The sequence below is a fragment of the Polystyrenella longa genome (genome assembly GCF_007750395.1).
In the GTDB taxonomy this organism is placed as follows: domain Bacteria; phylum Planctomycetota; class Planctomycetia; order Planctomycetales; family Planctomycetaceae; genus Polystyrenella; species Polystyrenella longa.
In genome coordinates this window covers 1265001-1287965 of record NZ_CP036281.1, presented here as the reverse complement: position 1 = coordinate 1287965, position 22965 = coordinate 1265001, and the positions used below count along the sequence as shown (strand labels likewise).

The window sequence follows — 22965 nt, the reverse complement described above, 5'->3', positions numbered from 1 at the left end:
TGAATAACGAGTTGTGATCAATTGGTGGTAAAGCGACCAGAAATACCCGCAAAAAAAAAGGTTCAAGGTTCTTTTATGAAACTCGGTATTCTATCCTGCAGTCCCCGCTGTTACAGCACCCGGCGCCTTGTTGAGGCAGCGGAACAACGAGGTCACAAAGCTAAGGTCCTCAATACACTTCGCTTTGCCATCGACCTGAAACAGGGAGATCCGGACCTTTTCTACTTACAGAAACAGCTTTCCAACTACGACGCCATCCTCCCCCGAATCGGTAATTCGATCACCTATTTCGGTACAGCCGTCATCCGGCAGTTTGAACAGATGGATGTCTTCTCAGCCAACTCTTCGGCCGGCGTGGCAAACTCACGAGATAAACTTCGCTGTTTGCAAATATTATCAAAACACCATATCGGTATTCCCCAGACGACCTTCGTCCGAGATAAAAAAGACGTTCTCCCCGCTATTAAACGCGTGGGAGGTGCTCCGGTTGTCATCAAACTCCTGGAAGGAACTCAGGGAATTGGCGTGTTACTGGCCGAGTCGGTCAAGTCAGCCGAGTCGATCATCGAACTACTTCAGAGCCAACGACAAAACGTGCTGATTCAGAAGTTCGTAGCCGAGAGCAAAGGAAAAGATATCCGCGCGTTTGTCGTCGGTGATCAGGTCGTCGCCGCCATGCGTCGAGTGGCGCAGGGACAGGAGTTCCGTAGCAACGTCCACCGCGGCGGAGTAACCGAGGCAGTCACCCTGGATGCCAACTACTGCGAGACAGCAGTTCGAGCGGCACAGATCATGGGACTCCGCGTCGCGGGTGTCGACATGCTCGAAGGAAAAGATGGCCCTCAGATTATGGAAGTCAATTCCTCTCCTGGCTTGGAGGGAATCGAATCCTGTACGCAACTTGACGTGGCGGGTACGGTGGTCGACTACATCGCCGGCCAGGTGAATTTTCCCGAGATCGATATCCGTCAGCGACTTACGGTCAGCCGAGGCTACGGAGTGACCGAGATTCACATCCCGGAAGGATCCGATTACATTGGGAAAACGATCAGCGAATCGGGACTGCGGGAGAAGGACATTAACGCCTTGACTCTCTACCGGGGAACGACCGTGATTCCTAACCCAAGATCCGATCGTCAGCTGGAATCAGGAGATCGCCTGCTCTGTTTTGGCAAACTGGAATTGATGCGAGACCTCATTCCCGCTAAAACACGACGTAAGCGAAGTTACGAAGTTCTGGAACTGCCTGCGCAACCTGTCTCAGGCAAGGTCGACTGACCGCCCTTCGATTTCGTCCAACACCCGTGGGAGGTAAGCTCACTAAAAAGATGAGCAACGAGCGTATTAGAAAACCGATAGGCAAGTGGAATGGGTCGGAGATTAAGCCGGGCGAATCCAAAAACGTGACCCTGGCCGTCAGCGAATCATACAGCGGTATGACGTTGAAAATTCCGATTCATATTCGTCGCGCCGTCAAAGAGGGCCCGACTTTACTTCTGACTGCGGCCCTTCACGGAGATGAAATCAATGGCACCGGTGCCATTCATCGCCTGATGCAGGACGAGGACATCAAATTGATTAGCGGGGCGGTTATCTTCGTCCCCGTTCTCAACATGCTCGCCTTCGACCGTCACTCTCGATATCTGCCAGACCGCCGCGACCTGAACCGGTCTTTTCCAGGTTCAGCCAACGGAAGTCTCGCCGGGCGTATGGCGCGGACGATCTTTGACGAATTGATCACTCGGGCCGATTACGGAATCGACCTGCACACGGCCTCGGTGCGCCGTACCAACTACCCGAATGTCCGGGGAGACCTGACCAATCCCAAGGTCAAAAAACTGGCCAAGGCCTTCGGATGCGAAATCATTATGAACGGCAAGGGACCAAAAGGGGCTCTGCGCCGGGAAGCCTGCATCGCCGGTTGCCCTACCATTATCATGGAAGGGGGCGAAGTCTGGAAAGTGGAGCCCGGTATCGTCGATGCCGCCGTCCGCGGAATTGAGAATGTCCTACGAACTTTCAAAATGGTTGAAGGTGAACCCGACCGCGCCGAAAGCCCGATCGTGATGGAAAAATCAAAATGGATCCGGGCGGAACGGGGTGGCTTCCTGCAGTTTCATATTAAACCGGGCGATGTTGTCCGTAAGAAACAACCCCTGGCGACCAACACGACGTTACTTGGTAAAGAACGATCTGTTCTGGTTTCGCCCTTCAACGCTGTGGTTGTCGGCATGACGACGTTGCCCGCCGTCAGCCCCGGTGAACCTGTTTGTAATCTCGGTCGGCTCCCTGACGACCTTGATCCACGGGAACTGAGAAAAATCCGGACCGATGGGCACATCTTCGAAGATAGAATCTCCGAGGGACTTGGCTCCAATGTGGTCGTTGTGGAACCGGGAGAGCGACCCGAAACGAACTAAGCAGTGGCAAGAATCAACGAAAATCAGGCTCGCGCAGACGGTGCTTAACGGAATGCATACATCAACTCTGGTTTATACTTGCACTCCCGAACCATCAGACTTAGCATGACTTTTAACAATAAAGTTAAATTACACCCTTCTAGGTGTCGGTCATGCTCTCTGGTCGTATTCTGGCATTTGCCTTTTGTACTCTCGCATTTCTCCTGATTGACGTTGGGCGTACTGCCGATCCAATTGATTTCGAAAGAGACATTGCTCCTCTTCTGCTCACGCGTTGCATCGAATGCCACAACGCGAATGAAGCCTCCGGTGGACTGGACCTCTCCTCACTTAAAGCGATTCAAGCCGGATCCGATTCGGGTGTCGTGCTGACCCCCGGCCATCTGGAAGAGAGCTACCTGTGGGAACGAGTCGCCGATGGCGATATGCCTCCCGAAAAACAGGGCAAGCCACAACCACTGTCTGAAGAAGAACAGAAAGTACTCAAACGCTGGATCGAATCAGGGGCTACCTGGCCCGTCGATCGTGAACTGGACCTGTTTGAAAAAACAACCACTGTTCGTGGAGGCCGTGACTGGTGGTCACTTCAACCGATTCAGTCAAGCCCCATCCCCACCGTCGCCAATCTTCCTGCCGATGCCAACACGATTGATGCTTTCATCCGAGCCGAGTTGCAGGAACAACAACTAACCCCGGCCCCCCTGGCTGAACCACGCCAACTTCTGCGGCGTTTGTATTTCGACCTCATCGGTCTGCCCCCCAGCGCAAGTCAACTGGACACGTTTGCCGCCGATCCCTCGCCAGCAGCTTATGAAGAACAGGTCGATGAATTGCTCGCCTCCCCGCATTTTGGAGAGCGCTGGGCCCGCTACTGGCTCGACCTCGCGCGCTTCGCAGAGACGAGCGGTTACGAGCGAGACCAGGAGAAGAAGGACGTCTGGAAATACCGCGACTACGTCATCAATGCTTTTAACGATGACAAACCGTACAACGAATTCATACTGGAACAACTCGCCGGCGATGAATTACCAACCCGCAGTGAAGAGACCGTCATTGCCACTGGCTTCCTGAGACTGGGCACCTGGAACGATGAACCCAACGACCCACAGGAATATAAGTACGAGCGTCTGGAAGACATGGTGCACGTGACGAGTTCCGCATTTCTGGGACTCACCGTGAAGTGCGCTCGCTGCCATGACCACAAGTTCGATCCCATAACTCATGTCGACTATCACCGGATGGCAAGTACTTTCTGGTCGGGTCCGATTGAACCTCGCAGCAGCAAACTACTGGGTGGCCCCTCGCCGGAAGAACTCGGGTATGACGTATTTGGTTGGACTGACCTGGGTAAAGAAGCTCCTGATCTACATCTGCTATTTAAAGGAGATCCCAAACATCCAGGCCCCGTGATTGAGCCGGCTCAGCTTTCGTTTGTACCCGAACTGGCTGGTCCTTTTAATCCCCCGTCAGAGGAAGCCAAGACCACAGAGCGCCGCTTGCAACTGGCGAACTGGATCGTCGATAACCGAAACCCCCTCACAGCACGGGTCGTCGTCAACCGACTCTGGTTACACCATTTCGGTGAGGGTCTGGTCCGATCCCCGAACAACTTCGGTTTCACGGGCGACCAACCGACTCATCCCGAATTGCTCGACTGGCTCGCGTTAGAATTACGCGATGGAGACTGGAGATTAAAACGAATCCATAAACTGATGGTCATGTCCCGAACCTACCGGCAGTCGTCGTTGCATCCACAACATGCCGAGTATGCCGAACAAGATTTTACCAACCGATATTGGTGGAGAGCAAATCGACGACGACTGGATGCGGAAGCCTTCCGCGATTCCCTAGTATATACCACCGGCGATCTCGACCTTTCTCAGATTGGCGGAGAGAGTTTCAAACCCGATATTCCCGCCGAAGCCCTCGAAGGACTATCGAAAAAAGGAGCTGCATGGACTCCGTCGCCACTTGCCGAACAGAACCGACGCAGCCTGTATATTTACAGTCAGCGCACGTTGCTTGATCCTTTTCTAATAACCTTCGATTTTTCCGACACGACTTTGCCATGTGCCGACCGCGATGTGACTATGGTCGCTCCACAGGCCCTGGCGATGCTCAACAACGAATTCGTTCACGACCAAAGTAAATCATTGGCCCAGCATATCCTGCAACAGGAACCCAACGATCTCGAACAGCAGATCATCAGTCTCTGGCGGATCACCTTTGGACGCAATCCGACCGAGTCCGAACAAGCGACAGCACAGAACCACTTCAAATCTCAGTTACATCTTTTCCAGCAACAGACGACAGACGAACCCGAACAACCGCAGTTCGCCGATCTTTCGGAACTACCTGCACTGACGTTGCATCTAAGTGCGGATCAGGGCGTGGAGATGGATGAGACCGGACATGTTGTTCGCTGGCTGGACGCATCACCAGAAGGGCACGATGCCGCGCAGACTGTTCCTGCCGCTCGCCCCAAATGGATTTCTTCTGGAATCGGCAATCAACCCGCCCTCCACTTCTCGGGAGAGCAACAATTTCTGCAACTCACTGGACAGGTTTTAAAGAATCAAACCTATTCAATCTTTGCTGTTGTCAGTGATGAGAACAATGGTACCCATCGGGAGATATTCTCTAACTGGAATGGGAGCGAAGGAAATTCAACGACATCGCTCTTCCTCGGGAGTACAGGAGCAGGCACCGTAAGGTTCAGCGACGACTTTGCTGCGTCGCCTCCCTACCCCAACCCAGACAAGCCCTTCCTGATTTCCGCAATCAATGGCACCTACGACGCAACGATTTCTCTGAACTCAACTGAGAAGGCGAGCAACAGTAATCCTCTGCAACCAAGGAACCTGACCACCCCCTATGTCATCGGACAACAGGGCAATATCAATGGTGAGTTCTGGAAAGGAAACATCGCGGAGCTGATCGTCTTCGACAGAGAACTTTCTGATTTGGAACAGGAACAGGTCGAACGACACCTGATGCACCGTTATCAACTTCAGTCGCGCGAAGAACATTTTACTCCGGAAGAACTCGCATTAGCCTCACTATGCCATGTCCTGTTCAACAGTAATGAGTTCATGTTTATCGATTGATACCGAAGAGTTTTCTGGGTTTCAAAGAGACACAAAGTAATGAATGGTTTCACATTGGAGATGGCTGAGGGAGCGATTCCAGTCTCTCCTGTTGTTCACTCCTTAGTGTGCCTTTGGCATCCAGACAACACTAACGCGATTGTCTGGACCACCCTTTAAATAAACGACTCCCTACTGGGATTACATTATGAAACAGAAGCAATATTATCCCTGTGGACTCGATCGCCGCGAATGGCTGTGGGAGATGGGAGGCGGCTTCGCTGGTACCGCACTGACTGCGTTACTCGCCCAGTCCGGTTTTTTTGCAAAACACGCCTTCGCCGATTCCCCCGAAAATCTCAGTCCACTGGCGGATAAGGAAGGCCACTACCCGGGCAAAGCTAAGAACGTCATCTTTCTGATGATGAACGGTGCCCCGAGTCAAGTCGATACCTTCGACTACAAACCGGTGCTCGAAAAGTTCGCCGGACAGCCCCTCCCTGAAAGTAAGGAATTCATTAACTCCGGCGGGCGCAAAGTCGGTTTTCTGACGCCTAATTTTCGCCCCTTCCGTCCCGGTGGAGAAAGTGGTATTCTCATCTCGGACTACTTCCCGGAAGTTCGTAAACAGGCCGACAAGCTGGCCGTCATTCGTTCTTGCCATACCGACTCTCACGCTCATGGCTCTGCTCTTGTGGCGATGAACACGGGCAAAACCTTCATCGGTCGCCCTTCCCTCGGTAGTTGGTCCGTCTATGGTTTGGGGACTGAAAACGAGAACCTGCCCGGTTACGTCGTCCTGCTCGATAAGCGAGGCGGCCCCATCAGTGGACTTCCCAACTGGTCCAGCGGATTTATGTCAGGCACCTATCAAGGGACTCTTTTCCGACCAGCGGGGAACCCGATTTTGAACCTGCAAGGCCCCGCACATATCACCCCACAAGCTCAGATTTCCCAACTGGAAATGCTGGAGAAGCTCAACGCCGAGCATCTGGCCAGCCGTCCGGGAGGAAGCGATTTACAGACGCGCATCAATTCGTATGAACTCGCTTACCGCATGCAGTCTGCTGCTCCGGAGGCCGTCGACTTGTCTCAGGAATCCGATCAAACCCAAGCCGCGTATGGGGTCGGTCAGCAGCCTACGGATGAATTCGGTCGCAACTGCCTCGTCGCTCGTCGACTGGTCGAACGGGGCGTTCGGTTCGTGCAACTCTATTCCGGTGGCGGGCATCTCGATGACACCTGGGACGCGCACAACTCTATCGAGAAGAACCACGGTCAACACGCGGCCGAAGTCGATCAACCTATCGCCGCTCTGCTCAGTGATCTAGAGCAACGAGGCATGCTGGAAGAGACTCTCGTCGTCTGGGGTGGTGAGTTTGGACGAATGCCGTTCAGTGAAGGGAAAGGTGCGGAAGGCCGCAACCATAACCCGTACGGATTCAGCATGTGGATGGCGGGGGGCGGCGTGAAGGGGGGCATCACCTATGGCGAAACTGACGAATTCGGATTCGAAGCAATCGTCGACAAAGCCCACATCTCCGACATCCATGCCACCATCCTGCACCTGATGGGCCTCGACCATGAATTGCTGACTTACTTCCATCAAGGCCGCGAAGAAAGCCTGACCGACGTTCAAGGCAAAGTGATTCAGGGGATCATTGCCTAAGCCATTTCGAGAGGGAGACTTCCAGAGGATTCCACTATTTTGCATTTCATCGGAACTATTCGCGAGTTTATGGCATCGTAAGAGAAACCCTCCCTCTATAACGAAAGAAACGTCTCGATGAGCCTGATCTTACGATTTTCTCTCAACTCGCTTTTACTGCTAATCTGTTTAGGCCTGTTCGGCTGCACCGTAGAAGCAGAGTCTCCCGACCCGCCTCTCTCCGCCAAGAAGACATCGGACAAGGAGACGTCCGACAAGGTGACTCCTTCAAATGAAGGTTCTCCCTCCGAACCGACTCCGCTTCTGGATCCAGTCGCGACCTCACTGAGACATAAACCGATTCCCGCCAAGGCGATCAAAACAGTTGATATCAGCCCGGATGGAAAATATCTCGCCGCCGGGAACGGGGAAGGCCGACTGTTTCTCTGGGACCTCGCCACTCAGAAGTTAATTGCAAACCAGAAGCGACATGAGAACTGGACCTTTGATATTCACTTCAGCCCCGACAGCACACAAATCGCCACGGCGGGAGGAGACAACCTCGCTTTCATTCAGTCGCTTCCTGATTTCTCCTTCTCAACACAGCTGGCCGGTCACACCGACGACCTGCATGGCATTCGGTATTTTCCACTCGACAGCAATCGGCTCGTCACCGGCAGCGATGACACTGAACTACGGATGTGGGACCTGACGAAGAAAACATCGAAAGTTCTACCGGGTCATACCAAACAAGTTACTGCTATCGCCGTCGATCCCGCGGGTGACTTAATCGCCTCAGCCAGTCGCGATAAGACCATTCGATTATGGAACGCAAACACGCTGGAGCCGACAAGCGTCCTGGAAGGGCATACCGCCGATGTCCTGTCCGTGGACTTCTCGCCTACCGTCGAGGGAGAATCACCTCTGCTTGCCTCTGCCAGTTACGATCAGACGGTCCGCATCTGGGATGTCGATACAGCATCGACTATCAAGACATTCGACAAGTTTCAAGACTGGGTTTTTGCCGCGAAATTCCATCCGGAAGGAGAGCTCCTCGCAATCGGTGTTGGCAACGGCGAGCTGTCGATTCGCGACTGGAAAGAAGACAAAGTTGTTTATCACAAGAATTTCGAAAACGATATTTCCAGTCTCGATTTCTCTGACGATGGAAACATTCTTGCAGCCGCCACCAGCGGAGGTACAGTCCTACTTCTCGCACGTAAGGAAAACGAATGGGGCAACCTCACTGAACTTTCGCTCCCAGAACCGCCAGTTTCAGCGGAGACATCGGTGGAGAATCAGCTTACACCGCTGGAAACTCATGAGCGGTTGATGCAACTTTATAACGGTCCCGACAAACCCGAATGGGAAACGAATCTGGGCACTCTCGGAAAGCAACAAGTCGGCTTTCCTGCTGAGATTCTGGACTCCTTCAAGTCCGCAGAATTAACTACCGCACAGCAGGAGCTGGTCGAAAGGCTTCAACATAAGTGGACAACGGCAGAACAGAATCTGACTGCCGAGCAACTCATTGCACAACTTCCGACGCGACTTGAACGAACGGCCTTCTGTGATCTTACCTGTAATTTTGCAGAAGTGATCATGGCGGTTTCATTGAGAGACTCGCTTCGGAAGTTTCAAGATAACGAAATGGTGCGACAAGAACTGGTCCGTCTCCAGACGGATTTCAAACCGACTCCACAAGATGTCATTCCGGAAAAAGCGATTCAACAACGTGTTCAGGAATATCTCAACCGGGCACTCGAACCGTCAGAAAAACCAATCGAGGCCAAGCTGCATTAGTTCGCCACTTAACCGCCAGAATAGACAGCATCGGCCAGACCGGCATCCACTCTGATACCGTTCAGCTCAATCAGCTGAAAGAGGTTTCGTTTCATGAGCGTGTTGTCGTCTCGGAACTCTTTCAACCGATCACTGACTCCCAACATTCGCAACCAGCGCCAGGTCCGAGGATCATTCTGTACGGCATCGACGTCCCAGTAAACAAAGGATCCCACTCCCTCTGCTTCTGCCTTCAAGACGGAAGTCGGTGACATCGTTTTCTCATCACGGTAACCAGTGAAGAGTGTAAATTCACAGCCGTGCTCTTTGCCCAAGTCGATATAATTTTGATCAATTCCTTCCTGGCAGAGTACACTATCGAGAAGGTCCTGTTTAATCCATTCCTGCACATCGAGCCCTTCATCCAGCGGATGTCGACCGAGCCAGACGTTCCGGTCATGTGGCCAGACCCAGACCGACAACGTAAAAGGCCGTCCGCGCTCTTCGCCCAGTTCATCGAGTCGATTCCGAACCTGCTGCATGAAACCGGTCATGATGTCCGCACGCACCTGCTTAATCCGCGGGTCATTCTCAGCAATTCCGTCACTCGATTCTCCGTATTTCTCTTCAAATGCTTTACGCACAGGCTCTTCCCAGAGCAGAAAATGCGGTCCCCGCACAAAACAGAGATTGATCCCATCCGTATCGATTAACTGACAACTCTCTTCGATCTGCTCCAGAATCAATTGCTGCATCAGCGGAAAGGCGAGACTCCCTTTCTCCAACACACGTCCGTCATGAGTCACCTGACGAACTTCAGGGTGCTTCGACACAAAGTTATCCTTGTGTAATTCGGATAAACCGAGCCCTCCCAGAAAACCGATGCGGAACATCAGATCGAATTGCATTCCAAGGGAGTGCGTATGTTCGGCCAGTTTTTGTTGAGGGACAATTCCTTCTTCCTCTGACTTACGAAAGAACTGTTCCATCTGAAGATGACCGCGTTGATAGTCGTTCCCCGGAATCAGGCTGCTGTTGGACATCAACTTTTCATCACCCAGGTAGGTCAGGTTCGGGTTCGAAGTCGGAAAGCCGACTTTGTCGCCATAGGTAACCGCCCACAGAATTTTCTTTGTCGAGGCATCTTTATGCTTCTCGACCCACTCCAGCAAATGGGACTGCTCCGTGCAATCACTGAAATGATAAATCGACGAGCCATCAAATGTCGCCACGAGGTTTTTCTGCTGGGGATCATTTCGACGAGCAATCTCTTTTTCCACCTGCTTCGTGGTGAGCGGAACTAGTTTCACGTACGCAACAAAGGAGCTGCGTGGTTGCATGCCGTTGGACTTCCCAAAGGCAATATACGATTCTTCGCTCAGATCGGCGTTTCCGAAATGGACCTCTTCGATAAAAGTCGCCCCCTGATTATCGGGGCTGGCGCCGGGATGAAACTGTTGAAAGACTTCCCGATTCGACAACCGTGCTTTCACCACGGTCTTCCCATCATAAGTCAAATGTGGATTCCAGATTCCCAGATAGACGGAATACCATCCGTCGACATCTATCGGCAGTCGCACTTCGGGAGCATTCACATAGGAGGCTGCTCCCAGCATCGTTCCCGTAACTTCTTTTGTTCGGTAAGGGATCAACCTCCATTGGTTTGCTTCACCGTTTCCAGCAGAGTCCGCCGATTTTATCGCGGATTGTGGCTCACAGTGGCTCATGTCGTTCAGATAAATTACCTGAGGCTCTGCTTGCCCCTCAGCCCAACAGAATCCTGCTGGAACAGTCAACAATCCGATCAGACAGACGAAGATGATGTTCAGTGGAGAATGCATGCGCAAATTCTTCTTACAAGAGTCACTTGAAAGCCGACAGAAGTGGAATATAGAAATTCCTTCGGGCCGAAATACAAAACGGTAACAGGTTTTCAGAATAGTTCTGACTCTGTTGCCGTCTTTGATCTTACGGTATGGCAGGAGCAGCTGCCTCTTTTTCTGGGGCGACAGGGGCACGAGTCATCTCGAAATCGAGTTCGTACTGGTGAGCCCCTTCTGTTTTGAAATCATTCACAACCGGTGAATACGTTTTTGCTCTCACTTTGTTTTCAGACGGTGTGAATTCTAGAACGCGTAACCAGCCATCGCCACCATTTTCAAGATTCTGATAGTCGACGAGAATCTCGTGAACGGGTTTACCCGCTTCGTTTGTGCTGGTTTGATTGTAAGAGGCACCGATATGTCCGCACACAACCATGAAGACATTGGGGTGTTTGCTGACAAATTTCTCCCATAGTTCTTCACCAGTATTGCCGGAGAGTCCGTAACTTTTCACATTCCCCGTGTCGCGACCATCACTTCTCAGATAGGAGTGAGTTGCCATGATAACCTGATGATCAGGATGCTTTTTGGCTACATTGCCCGCCCAGCGAAGAACTTCATTTCGAGGACAGAACTCCAGGCTAATCACCATGAACTTAATTCCAGCCGCTTCGAAGAAGACATAATTGTTATCATTCTTATCTTCAAAGTTGCCACCGTACCAGGACTCCAGTTCGAAGCGGTCCGGTCCGAAGTATTTGTTATACAGAGTCGTGTTACGAGTCGGTCCACCACCTTCGTTAACCTGGTCATGGTTACCCGGCACCATACTGTAGGGAAGAATACCATCGAGCAACCTCATTGATTTATGAGCGTTAACCCATTGCTCCTCAACCGCCGCCGTTTGCACGACATCTCCAAGGTGAATAACGAACTTGATGTTTTCCGTCTCTTTGTTCTGGCGAATCCAGACTGTCTGCTGCGTGTAAGTGTCCGGGAACTTTTCAGAATAGTTCTGTGTGTCTGGAAGTAAAACGATGCTAAAAGATTCATCAGTTTCTCCCGCAAATAGTATCGACGGAACAGTGACAACGCAGGACAACATCAGGGCCAGCAACAAGGCGGGACGGGTCATTCGAGACTCCAGTTTTGAGGTGGGATGGAGAGATTTCAGGTAGGTTTTTCATGCAGTCCTTTAGCTTACACCGAGCGACCAAGCCATGACAACCAGCATCTTCTTCCCCACCTGTCACTAAGCCTGAATTAATCAAAAACACAAAGATGCAACGATTCCCACTCAAATACCTACGGGGACTGTTTCAATCCGAGGTGCTTCGCAAAGAACGCCCATGTATCGGCTTTCTCTTCGATCACTTTTGAAATCGGTGTCCCTGCTCCATGACCGGCAGATGTTTCGATACGAATCATTACTGGCGCCTCCCCCTGCTGTTGCTCCTGTAAGCGGGCGATGTATTTGAAGCTGTGACCGGGTACCACCCGGTCGTCAGTATCGGCTGTAATCACCAAGGTCGCGGGATACTCAACTTCTTTGATATTGTGATAGGGGGAATACGCATAGAGTGCATCGAACTCCTCTGGATTCTCGGCAGAACCATAGTCATCGACCCAGTAGCGTCCCGCGGTGAATTGATGGAAGCGGAGCATATCCATCACGCCTACTCCGGGAACCGCAGCGCCAAACAACTCGGGAGCCTGGTTAAGGACGGCCCCGATAAGCAGCCCACCGTTGCTACGACCCGTGATGCCCAATTTCGCTGGCTGCGTGTAATTATTTTCAATCAACCATTTCCCAGCAGAGATGAAGTCATCAAACACGTTCTGCTTATTCAGCTTTGTTCCCGCTTGATGCCACTCTTCACCGTACTCGCCGCCACCGCGCAGATTGGCGATGGCCACCACGCCTCCCATCTCCACCCAGCTCAACCAACCAACACTGAACCCGGGTGTTAATGAAATTCCAAACCCACCGTAACCATACAGAATCGTGGCGTTCTCGCAATTCTGCTGAAGCCCCTTTTTTGAGATGAGAAACATCGGAATGGGGGTGCCATCTTTGCTTTCGTAAAAGACCTGCTGGACCTCCAGGTCCTCGGGTGAGAAGTCGACTTCCGGTTTGCGAAAGATTTCCTGCTCGCCCGTGATCAAGTTATAACGATAAATCGTAGGTGGTTGGATGAAGCTCTGAAACGCATAGAAAGTTTCAGTATCCGTTCGCTCGCCATTGAAGCCACTGGCCGTACCAATCCCTGCTAGTTCCACGTCGCGAACATGCTTCCCCGCGACATTGAAAATACGGACACGCGACTTCACATCTTCCAGGTAGTTGATCACGAACAGATTGTTCACCAGCGAAACATCATCGAGTTTCGCTTCGGCTTCCGGAATGATCTCCCGCCAATTCTCTGGTTCCGGTTTGTTAAGATCAATTGCAATCACGCGGCGGCGCGGGGCGTCTTTATCGGTGACAAAATAAAACAGTTCGCCATCATTCCCCAGAAATCCGTATTCGTTCTCGAAATGATCGATCAACGCCACCGGGGCTGAATTATCGACGGTCAAATCCTTATAGAAGATACGCGCCTTCGGGTCGGTCCCCTTCCATGCCGAAAGAATAAGGTAACGACCATCATCACTAATCGAATTCGCGAAACCCCAATCGGGTTCATCCGGACGCTCGTAGATCAGCTTGTCCTCTGCCTGCGGTGTCCCGATGCGATGATAATAGACCTTCTGATTCTTGTTCAAATCCTGAAAGTCATCTTTCGGTTCCGGAAATCGGGAATAGAAGAATCCCTGATTGTCCTTCGTCCAGGTCGCCGAGGTGAACTTCGTAAACTGAATCTCGTCGCTGCGTTTTTCGCCTGTATCAATATCCATCACATACCATTTGTTCCAATCCGACCCCGACTCCGACAGTGCGTACGCCATCAACTTTCCATCGTCACTGATTGTATACCGGGCGAGCGCCGTCGTTCCGTCTTCCGACAACTGATTCGGATCGAGTAACACCCGCGGTTCCCCATCCAGTTCGTCGAGAACGTACAACACCGACTGATTCTGTAGCCCATCATTCCGCCTGTAGAAATACCGTCCGCCTATTTTATACGGAATTGAATATCGCTCAAAATTCCAGAGCTGTTCCAGCTTCTTCTGGAATGCCTCGCGCATGGGCAATTTTTCGAGATAATCGAACGTCACCTCGTTTTGCTTTTCGACCCACTGCTTGACCACCGCTGACTCGCGGACGTCGTCCTCTAACCAACGATACGGATCGGCAACTTCGGTGCCGTGATAATTATCAACCTGATTCATTATTTTCGATTCCGGATAGTCAACGGACTCAGCCAGTGCTACAATTACACCACACATCAGAAAAACTGCGGACAACAAGACGTTCAATTTCATTCAACTCTCCTGAGAAGAAAGATTTCCTTCGTTCACCTCTTAATTAGAGCGACCAATCGCGGCAAACAAAACCTTAAATCACACAGCATCAGTACCGTTGTCATTTTTTCAAGAAGGCAGCTTCCAGAGAACCATAATACGTTCCTTACTGAGAACGAGTTGGCGGATGCTCGCATTTCTGTTCTGCTTCACCCTCTGGTCGGGCTACGAACAGATCATGTTGATCCTGTTCCACTCCTACAGTTGCACGGCGGACAACTTCGCTTTAGTGTGGATTGTTCCCCATCTGTGTAAATCCGTGTCCATCTGTGGTTCCAACCGAAAACAGGTACCCCATGCAACTTCGTCCTCTTGGTTCCAGCGGCCTGCTTGTCTCTCCTATCTGCCTCGGTACGATGACCTTCGGTTCCCCCGTCGCCGAAACGGACGCCATCAAGCTCACGCATTTCGCGATTGACGAGGGGATCAACTTCGTCGACACCGCGAACGCCTACGAAGGGTACACCCGGTATCTCGGAAGTCCGGGAGGGGTTGCCGAAGAGATCGTCGGGAAAGCAATTCACGATCGCCGCGAGAAAGTCGTCCTCGCGACCAAAGTCGGTGCCCCCGTGGGACCCGGACCGCAGGATCGCGGACTCTCCGCCAGTCATATTTTGCGAGAACTGGACCAAAGCCTGAGTAGATTGAAAACAGACTACATTGACCTCTATATCATCCACTGGCCCGATAAGTATGTCCCCCTCGACGTCACGTTAAACGCGATGGAGACGGCCGTTCGCCAGGGAAAAATCCGATGCTTCGGGGCGTCAAATCATGCCGCCTGGCAGATGTGCGAAATGCTCTGGCTGGCGGATAAACACAACCTGCCGCACGTTGTCAGCTCGCAAGTCCCCTTTAGCCTGCTGAGACGTGAGTTCCATCACGACCTTCAGTTCTGCGAGAAGCACGACATCGCAGTGACTCCTTATCAACCGCTGCAGAGCGGTTTGCTCACAGGCAAATACAAACGGGGCTCCGCTCCACCGGCCGGCTCCCGTGCCGAAGAAAAACCAGATTGGATCTGGCAGCAGGATGACCCGCTGTTCGATAAACTTGAAGCAATCGAATCTCTCGCTAATAGTGCGGACATCCCGATGGCGCAGTACGCCCTCGCCTGGGCCTTAACTCAACCAGCCATCCGTTCTGTCATCGTCGGTATCAAAAACCAATCCCAGATCGAAGACGCCCTTCAAGCCGCCAAAGTCACCATCCCCCAGGACCATCTGGCCCAACTCGACATGATCTGCCCTCCCCCCTGGCAACAACCCGACCCGATGCGAGGGGCTTAAGCCTTCTTAGAAGCAGCCACTCACGTCAGGATTTCATCCTGAATTTGACTATCGGCAAAAACCAGATCTGTTCCTGCAGGGGTACTTTCAGATTCAAGAAGTGCAAAGGGCATATTGCTCAGCGTCTGCGACATTGTCTGATTGCGGTAGTGATAACGATTCATGATCGTGGCAATTCCTACCTGTCCCTGATTAACAGAAGCATCGAAGTTCCCGCTGATTTCAAAGGCTCGATCCCACTTGAACATGACTTGATCTCCATCAACGTGCAGTTCAAACTTCTGCGTGGAACTAGCCAACTGGTAATATTGCGTATCCGTCATTGGGGCCGTCGAAACAGCGTGATCGTTCCCGTTGAGATGATGGCCGACACTCCAAAGCTTTGCTCCGTAATCAGCCCCCGCATATTTGTAGTCAGAAGGACTTTTGTAGTCAAAAATAATAAAGCTATTTTGAAGCGTTATAGGCACCGGATATCCAATTAATCCTTCGGATTTTATCACGAACGTTTCGGGAAGAGGCTCATCAAGAGGTAGAACCACGGCTGCAAGCCGTTCGGCGGGATCATTGACTTCGATCATGAGATCATTATATCGGAACGCTCTCAGCCGCTGATCCACAAAGGAATCCAGATTTCGCACGTAGGGGAAATCCGCAGCGCGTCCCCTTTGGATTTCGTTAAACAAGCTGAAGTTGTCAAACAAAGTCACACCATTGGCGACCGCCAGGCCGACTTGACCCGCGTGCACCGAGGCCGAAAAGTTCGCCGTGCCGATCAGCTCACCATCAACGTGTAAAGTCACGGCGGATCCATCTACACTCACATGCAGCAAGTAGTCGATGTCTGTAGTAATCGCCCGCCCTTCCAATGACCAGTCGACTTCCAGCAGGCGATTGGACCAGTCACCCTGATAATGCCCAACGACCCACGTATTCTGTCCGGCGAACATACCGGCGTACTTGAAGTCGGTTTCGCTCTGGTAATCAAAGATAACGAAGCCATCGATCCATCGATCCGTACCGCTAACCGCTTGTACTTCTGTAATCACATCGAACACGTTCGCTAGCGGTGAATGCGTTTCCTGGATCGCAAAACCAACTCCATTTCCTTCGGTGGAATCAATTTGCAGCTTAGTACGATCAAACAGCCCATTATTGACATAGCTGACAGTTGCTTCCTCACTGTAAGTAAACGTATACACCTCGTCCGGGTAATAGAAATCCTCGAGGTAACCCAATTTGGAGGGACCTCCCAGCGGAGCGTGATCACCTACAACAAAGTTATCGACGGCAAACATGCCGTCATCCGTTACGATTCCAACTTTGCCATCTTTCAACATTTCGTCGAATTCATAAGAAACCAGAACTTCTCCATCCAGTGAGAAAGTAGCCCTGTTTCCGACTACATCTAAATGCATCGTATAAGGAGTGTTCCGCAGCAGAGTACGGTCCATCCTGGTGTATTCCACGAATGCACCCGTCGTCAGTTCAAGCTCATGGATTGAACTATTAACGACTTCCGAGATCACAAACTGACCATCATGAAAACCAGCGACCTTATAATTCTGCTCATTCATAAAATCAAACAAGATAAGACTCGAACCGAATATTCGAGAATTGAAGGTCCCCGTGAAACTCATCTCCACCGAAACTTCATAGGACGGATTTAATTGTGAACTGACATCAACGGTAAAGTAATTTGATAACGTCGCACTGGAATCTTCCATTTCTAAATAGGTATTCCCCGGGTTTGAAAAGGTACCTTCAGACCCGAATCCCGCTGCGCGGTCTCGGTCTATATACAAATATTGCAGAGTACGATCATCGAATCGCTCGTAATGGGCTGGAAACGGTGTCAGTGTTTCGGCGACATGAAATTCTTTAAACCAGGTTTCCGCTTTATAACTCGCCATACCGACGGAACCGTCACCATGCCAGTTGGTAAATGTTCCCTCCGCAATGAACTCTCCGTTGACTTTCAATTGCACCGTCGAATCGACGATCTGAATATTCAGCTCGTAATCCGTGCCCGGGTTGATCGACCGACCCGTGTCATCCCAATCGACATTGGCGATGCGGTTATTCCAGTTTCCTTGATAATGCCCAATAGACCACTCGTTCTGGCCGACGAACATACCGGCATACTTAAAGTCGGTTTCGCTTTTATAATCAAAAACAACAAACCCATCGTACCAGCGATTGGGGCCAGCGATGGACTGAACGGTCGACTTGATTTCATAAACCTCAGGCAACTCCTCTGCCGACATTGAAACCGCCACGGCCAACTCATTTCGTCCGGAGACATCCAGTTTCAGATAACTATTGCCGTTTCGGAAGACAAGATCCGTACCGTTCGGCTTGTTGTAATGCAGGCTGGTTTTCTCTCCGTACTCAAACGTCTCGTGGATAGGTAACAGCGTATTCTCGGAGACCAACTGAATGTCGTCAAACAAGGTAACTGCATTGTAAGACGCCAGTCCAACCGATCCTGTATTGAAGACACCACCAAAGGTCGCTTCTAGAATATTCTCACCATCGACCCACAATTGAACGTCGTTGCCCGAAATGGCGACCTCAAGTAAATAAGCTTCATTGGTGTTGATGGATCGACCGACATCATCCCAGTCGACCTGGGCCAATCGATTACTGAAGTCCCCCTGATAATGGCCAATGACCCACTGATTCTGCCCGGCAAACAGACCGGCATATTTGAAGTTGGTTTCTGACTTGTAATCGAAGATCAGGAATCCATCATACCAGCGATTGGAACCGGCAACGGAGGTTAACTCCGCTGAGAAGTTGAATTCGGCAGGCAGTGCCGAAACAGTTTCCACCGTCGCCGTCGTCAGGCCAGTCAAACCTGAATTATCAAATCTTAACGACCGATTCATACCGGACTGTTGAATCGACGTCGTCGATTCCCGGTTCAATTCCAAACCCTGAAATGCAGGACGGGACATTTCGAAATTGTGCCGGTAGGGCAACCGCACCTTATTGGTGTTGAACCAGACTTGATCGTTGGCTTCAATCTGTCCTAACAGAACATCCACGGATCCATCACCATCCAGATCACCCGTAGCGACAAAGGCGTGATGAGCCTCTTCACCAGGAATTGTCGTGCCGAATATTTCCGGACTGGGTGAGAAAAACCCGCTGCCATCATTTAGATACAAATTATGCTTCCACTCATCCGGTGTCTCGGAAGTGACGTCTATCGCGAACAGGAGATCCAAATCTCCATCGGCATCGATGTCAGCAAGGTTGGCATTCGCAGCGGAACGCAACCATTGATGCCCTTCCGTAAAGATACCCTGTCCATTGTTAAACAATATCCGTGAATTCGAATACTCACCCAAATCCAATCCGACCACAACAATATCGAGATCACCATCGCCGTCGACATCACCCAGTTCCGTTGAATGAGAATCGTAAGCACTGAAACTCGGGCGACGGTCATCAAGGACGCCATTCCCATCATTGATGAAAACTAAAATGGTGGCGTCGTGAAAAGAGGTTCTCAAGTAGTTGTAGGTAATGATCGCATCCAGATCACCATCGCCATCGACGTCACCAAAATTAATGTCCTTGATCAGGTCGTTCCCGCGGTTATCTCCCTGAATGACGAACGCTTCTCCCAAACTGAAGTTCCCGGCACCATCATTTTTATACACCTGAGGTGTAGGTTCGTCCCTGAGAACGAGAACCACATCCTGATCCGCATCACCATCGACATCCGCAACGGCAGTTACCAACAACAATTCCTCTGAATCATCCAGCACCTCTTCGCTAAATGTTCCATTTCCGTCATTCCACCAGATACTGACTCTATTCGTTTCCCCATCTGTAGAAGCGACCAATAGATCAACATCGCTGTCGCCATCCAGATTCGCGGCGACAACGCTGTCAATTCGGAATGCTCCGGACGGGGAGCTTTGCTTCAAAAAGGTGCCATCTCCCTGGTTCAACCAGAGTTCATTCTCCAGATCGATGACATTCACATCGGCAGCAGTTCCGGCACCGGCCAGAAAGACGTCTACGTGCCCATCCCCATTAAAATCCTCAAGGACGGCCAGTTTTGACTGTTGAGTGTCGGCAAAACTTTCGGCCGACTCTTCGAAATTCCCTGTTCCCGCAGCTGCTGCCGCTGCCCCTAACGCGAGAGAAGAAACGCCCGAAAGCATTTGGCGAGTTTCTAGAATATCGAGCTGATTCAACCGACTCTTTCTCACGTCGCGAGGAGCGAAGGAAGGACGGTTTCTGGATTTATTGAACAAAGTCAGAGACAGGAAATGATGGAGAATTCGCACAGGAATAACCCTCAAAATAATGTTCAGTCGGGGGGATCGAACGTAAACAACATAAAATGCCATTCCTCTCTACGAAATCCGGGTAGATTTTCAACACCTCAATCTTTATTTTAGTAGAGTTATCCCCGAAACAACGGCTTCGTTCAACACATTTAAATACATGTGCAAGCAACGGCCCCGACCACTGAAACCAGAAGTTTCCACGATCACCAGAAAGCGATCCTCACCATGTCATCTTCTGAAAAAGGGATCGCCTTCGCCAAAGGGGGTTTTGGATGCCTGTTAGTATTTGCCGTGCTCGCACTCCTGGTCATGATGATCGGTGGCAGCATCCGCATCGACCTGGGAGGCGCCTGCTGCCTCTTCTTCATGGGCGGCACCATCGGGGTGATTGTCCTGATGATTTACAACCAAGGCAAAAACGACGCCTCACAAAATCCCTCCGAGATCGAAACGGATCAGTCATCGGAGGACTCATCAGAAGTGGATTGAATGCCGCTACTCGCATCTTCGCCTGATAGATGCCGCTTATGGGGTCCCTCGGTCTGGTTCGTTCAGTCGTGCCGATGATGGAAGGGCTGTTAGAATGCTTTCTCACTACAGCGTCCCACGTTACCTCACGAAATGCGAACTGCTTATATCCAACCTATCGCTGCGTGAACGAGCCCGAAAGAGTTTCGAAGGTTGCCCACGGTAGACGAGCTACCCGAGGCCTCATACGCCAGAATTGCTGCCTAGGAGCGCACGGTACTCATTGATCGCGATAGGAATACGTTCAGCTTGAATAACTCCCTGACTGGCCCATCTATTGAGCATTCGGCGATTTAAGAAACGGTTTTAAAGCCTAAGGAATTGAAGAAGGCGATGGAGAATTTGGAACGCGGTGAAAATTGGAGTGAAGATATGGGTTTTGTGAAATAGCGTTCATTTAGTGAACGGCCTCTCGCTATTGAAATTGCCTCCACGCAAAGTACATAATGTACATTTAACAACTATACCCTACGCCGGATACATACCAATGGATATACCACAACCACCCGCCGATCGAAGATTGTGGGCCTGCCCCATGTGCAAACAACAGTATTTTATTCCAATGGCGTTAGATGACCCTATGGCTTGTGAACAATGTGCTCCGCCGAAGAAAAAAGCAGAGCCTCCACGACATGTGGGAATTGAACCTAAATCAGTTGAATTAAATGTTGCCAGCCCACCAAAACTAAATAAACAGAACCTAACTATATGTAAAGATTGCAACAACCAGATCAGTAAGAGTGCAACGGCGTGCCCACATTGCGGATCGCCTCTCAAAAAGGAGGTCAATACCAGAGATACTTATGCTGGTTGCTTAACCATTTGCGTGATTCTTTTCGCCGGATTCTTCTACCTCGTGTCCGGTGATTCCGAGAAAGAAATAAATCAATCGAACGACAGCCTATATCAGCGTAATACCGATTATTCACCAAATCAAAAGCCAACAGAATGGTCTGGTGATGTAATGACCCGCGCACTGGCGAAGGAGATTATCCCAACGGTGATGCGTAATCCTGAAACCGTCGAATTCCCAAGTATCTTTGAAGGCGGGACGAAAGTCACTGAAAAAGATGGCGGGTACTATATTGATTCATGGGTAATTTCTAAAAATGATTTTGGCGTCGAGAAGAAAACGTACTACAGGCTGTGGGCAAACGGAGAAGGCAATAACACTACAGTGAACAGAATTGATTTGAAGACAGAAAACGTCTGGGAAACTGTTTACAATGATTAAAAGATTAGTCGTAACAATGGAATTTTAAACGTGAACATGTTTTTTGACAAAGACAACGAAGCCCTCCGCCTCTAGTTTTTCCCCTCCTATGAAATGTTATTATTTCATTAGCTACTTAAAGCGGGCTCACCTGACGCAGAACGTCACCAGCCGAGTGCCCTTGCTCTCTATTCCCAATTCCCAACACAATATCAGGGCTTCGCCCGGATGGTTTCGCCGTACCATCCTGTGAACACGTTGGCGATACTTTCGGCCATGTATTGATTTCCTTGCGAATTGGGGTGCAGGCCGTCGTTGCTCAAATGCTGGTCCGAGGCGAACAACGAACCAGGTGGAGCAAAAGGACTCCACAGGACGAGATTTCGAATCACTCCGTCGGAGACTAACTCTAAATCGTTGTCCCGGACTAATTCGCGTTCGAGCCCACCAAATGGATCGACGATGAATCCGCGCGGGACTTCCATGATGATGACTGCGCCTCCGATCTCCTCGCAGGCATCGACAATTTTCTGGAGATTCGCTTTCGTCGCTGCCCGCGTTTTTCCTTTGAGAAAATCATGTCCTCCCAGTTCGATCACAACGATCTGCGGATTCTCATCGATCAGCTTTGGTAAGTCCTTCAGCGCATCGCCGCTGGTGATTCCATCCATTCCCTGATTGATTACTGGAATCGACAACAACTTTCCGAGCTCCTCCGGATATCCGAACGCAGTGAGACTATCGCCCACGCAAACAACCGGGCGTTGTCCATCTAATTGCGGCGTTGTGCTGCTTTGCGCGGAGGCCAACCATGACCAGGTAAACACTAGCCACGCTCCCCAGAGAGCAATCGTACTCATCCCCTTGATGAGGGGACTGGAATGTTGCGGAGACTGTTTTCGAAACAGGATAAATCGTCCAAACCCCACGCCCAGCATGACGGCAGCCAGCAGGAAAATCGCCGGTGGCCAGTCGACATTTTTTATCAGTACGATGACCGCACAGACAGCAAGCGGCAACTAACCCGGACCTTGTCGCACCATAAATACAGTCGCGACGCTCAACCAACCGGCAATCATCCAGGGAACCACAGCAGGAAACGTGAGCAGCGAAGCAATGAGGCCAATAGAGATTACGAGAATGGCCCCCAACCGTTTTAGAGATGTAGTCATACAAAGTTACTCTGATTGACGACGGTATTGAATAGAACAAGAAACCAGAATCGCACCTGTTAGTATTCTAGCGACTCGTTACTTCAGGTACAGTCGCAATTATTCTTCTCCCATTAACTCTCCGCGAGGTGTTCTGACAATTACTCAGCGAGAGAACGGCCAAGATGTCTTTTTCACCACAAAGCCACCAAAGACATTAAGAACCTGACTAAGAAAATCATCCTCGCTA

The 22965-nt window shown here is 50.8% G+C and carries 14 protein-coding genes; 8 read left to right on the top strand and 6 right to left on the bottom strand.

The features are described 5' to 3' along the window. Positions 1-75 precede the first annotated feature (75 nt). The 5 genes from Pla110_RS04890 (at position 76) to Pla110_RS04870 (ending at position 8957) form a co-directional block, all read left to right on the top strand. Positions 76-1278 carry a RimK family alpha-L-glutamate ligase gene (locus Pla110_RS04890; RefSeq protein WP_144993806.1) on the top strand — a complete coding sequence of 401 codons (1203 nt, stop codon included), beginning with the start codon at positions 76-78 and terminating at the stop codon, positions 1276-1278. A gap of 50 nt (positions 1279-1328) precedes the next feature. Beyond that, entirely contained in the window at positions 1329-2420 is a 1092-nt protein-coding gene (locus Pla110_RS04885) for a succinylglutamate desuccinylase/aspartoacylase family protein (protein ID WP_144993804.1), read from the top strand. A gap of 152 nt (positions 2421-2572) precedes the next feature. Continuing rightward, a complete protein-coding gene (locus tag Pla110_RS04880; RefSeq protein WP_144993802.1) occupies positions 2573-5527 on the top strand; it encodes a DUF1553 domain-containing protein in 2955 nt (984 codons plus the stop codon). Positions 5528-5714: 187 nt separating this feature from the next. Further along, positions 5715-7175, top strand: a complete 1461-nt coding sequence (locus Pla110_RS04875; RefSeq protein WP_144993800.1) for a DUF1501 domain-containing protein — start codon at positions 5715-5717, stop codon at positions 7173-7175. A 117-nt stretch (positions 7176-7292) separates the two neighbouring features. Beyond that, positions 7293-8957 (top strand): WD40 repeat domain-containing protein, encoded by a 1665-nt coding sequence (locus Pla110_RS04870; protein WP_144993798.1) that lies wholly within the window; start codon positions 7293-7295, stop codon positions 8955-8957. A gap of 8 nt (positions 8958-8965) precedes the next feature. On the opposite strand, the gene Pla110_RS04865 is transcribed toward Pla110_RS04870, so the two are convergent. The 3 genes from Pla110_RS04865 to Pla110_RS04855 form a co-directional block, all read right to left on the bottom strand. After that, the gene (locus Pla110_RS04865) at positions 8966-10777 is read right to left on the bottom strand and encodes an alpha-amylase family protein (RefSeq protein ID WP_144993796.1); all 1812 of its coding nucleotides are present in this window, start codon (positions 10775-10777) and stop codon (positions 8966-8968) included. Positions 10778-10904: 127 nt separating this feature from the next. After that, a complete protein-coding gene (locus Pla110_RS04860) occupies positions 10905-11894 on the bottom strand; it encodes a metallophosphoesterase (RefSeq protein WP_144993794.1) in 990 nt (329 codons plus the stop codon). A gap of 170 nt (positions 11895-12064) precedes the next feature. Then, entirely contained in the window at positions 12065-14149 is a 2085-nt protein-coding gene (locus Pla110_RS04855; RefSeq protein ID WP_144999594.1) for a prolyl oligopeptidase family serine peptidase, read from the bottom strand. Positions 14150-14520: 371 nt separating this feature from the next. Here Pla110_RS04855 and Pla110_RS04850 point away from each other — a divergent pair, with 371 nt between their 5' ends. Further along, positions 14521-15513 (top strand): aldo/keto reductase, encoded by a 993-nt coding sequence (locus tag Pla110_RS04850; protein ID WP_144993792.1) that lies wholly within the window; start codon positions 14521-14523, stop codon positions 15511-15513. A 20-nt stretch (positions 15514-15533) separates the two neighbouring features. On the opposite strand, the gene Pla110_RS04845 is transcribed toward Pla110_RS04850, so the two are convergent. Beyond that, complete coding sequence (locus tag Pla110_RS04845; RefSeq protein ID WP_231742917.1) at positions 15534-19820, bottom strand: FG-GAP repeat domain-containing protein; 4287 nt, start codon at positions 19818-19820, stop codon at positions 15534-15536. A gap of 228 nt (positions 19821-20048) precedes the next feature. On the opposite strand from Pla110_RS04845, the gene Pla110_RS04840 reads away from it, so the two are divergent. Both Pla110_RS04840 and Pla110_RS04835 read left to right on the top strand, forming a co-directional pair. Next, positions 20049-20312: a hypothetical protein gene (locus tag Pla110_RS04840; protein ID WP_144993788.1), complete on the top strand. Its 264-nt coding sequence runs from the start codon at positions 20049-20051 to the stop codon at positions 20310-20312. 526 nt (positions 20313-20838) lie between these two features. Further along, the gene (locus Pla110_RS04835) at positions 20839-21585 is read left to right on the top strand and encodes a zinc-ribbon domain-containing protein (RefSeq protein ID WP_144993786.1); all 747 of its coding nucleotides are present in this window, start codon (positions 20839-20841) and stop codon (positions 21583-21585) included. 191 nt (positions 21586-21776) lie between these two features. Here the strand turns inward: Pla110_RS04835 and Pla110_RS04830 are convergent, their stop codons facing one another. Together Pla110_RS04830 and Pla110_RS22530 are read right to left on the bottom strand one after the other, a co-directional pair. After that, positions 21777-22583, bottom strand: coding sequence for a GDSL-type esterase/lipase family protein (locus Pla110_RS04830; RefSeq protein ID WP_144993784.1), 807 nt, complete (start codon positions 22581-22583; stop codon positions 21777-21779). Further along, on the bottom strand, positions 22584-22736 hold the full coding sequence (locus Pla110_RS22530; protein ID WP_197440507.1) for a hypothetical protein: 153 nt from the start codon (positions 22734-22736) through the stop codon (positions 22584-22586). Between the last annotated feature and the right edge of the window lie 229 nt (positions 22737-22965).